1 protein-coding gene is annotated in these 826 nt (G+C 68.5%); it reads left to right on the top strand.

Annotation, left to right across the window (positions count from 1 at the left end):
• On the top strand, nt 1–493 hold a 493-nt coding region (locus DXB53_RS10155; RefSeq protein WP_233503864.1), incomplete at its 5' end, for a transposase.
• Nucleotides 494–826: the final 333 nt, after the last annotated feature.

Here is an 826-nt window from a genome sequence, read left to right as displayed (position 1 = left end):
GAGGCTCGAGGGGCTCGTCGAGGCCGAGGCCCGCAAGCCCAGGTGGCGGAAGAGGGTCGACTCCCTGCGCTGCCTCAAGGGCGTCGACACCGCTTCCGCCGCCGACCTCGTGTTCGAGGCCGGCGAGTTCTCGAGGTTCAGGAACGCCCGCTCGTTCGCCGCGTGGGTCGGCCTGACGCCCTCCGAGCACTCCAGCGGGGAGAGCGACCGCAGGGGCGCGATCACCAAGGCCGGCAACAAGCACCTGAGGAAGACGCTGGTCGAGGCCGCGTGGCACTACCTGACGTGCTCGGGGCGGCCGAAGGACCTCGCCAAGGGCCAGGCCCCGGACCGGGGCGCCCGGAGGCATGCCGCCAAGGGCGTGCGGAGGCTGGTCGAGAGGCGCGGGGCCCTGCTCGCGCGCGGGGTCCACGGCAACAAGGCGAACGTCGCCACGGCGCGCGAGCTCGCCTGCTGGGTGTGGGCGGTCGGCCTCATGGCCGAGGGGGCGTAGGGGGGCGGTCCCCCGCACATAAGCCAGTCACCCCGGAAGCGGTTCGATCCGAAGCCGTTGAGGCGAACCTCAGGTCCCTTTTCTGCGAGCGCCCAGGGCGCCACACGCGTGCACAGACTGTCGGTTCGACGTAGAAGCCTCAGCCGTAGCAACGGATTGCCCAGCGAGAGATCGCCACGGGCGGATATTAAACTGCAAAGACGAGCGTCGGTAAGACACGCCGAGGTCACCGCGGACGGGTTGATATAGGGAGAGGGCCTGACCCCATATCGTTGGGGCCAGGCCCGATTTTGCCTCTTGACAATGTCCTGCTCATATTAAAAGGAACGTCCC

The organism is Collinsella sp. OM04-5, assembly GCF_003439125.1.
Lineage (GTDB): Bacteria > Actinomycetota > Coriobacteriia > Coriobacteriales > Coriobacteriaceae > Collinsella.
The sequence above is the reverse complement of the archived record's forward strand: the minus strand, read 5'-3'. Positions and strand labels throughout refer to the sequence as shown.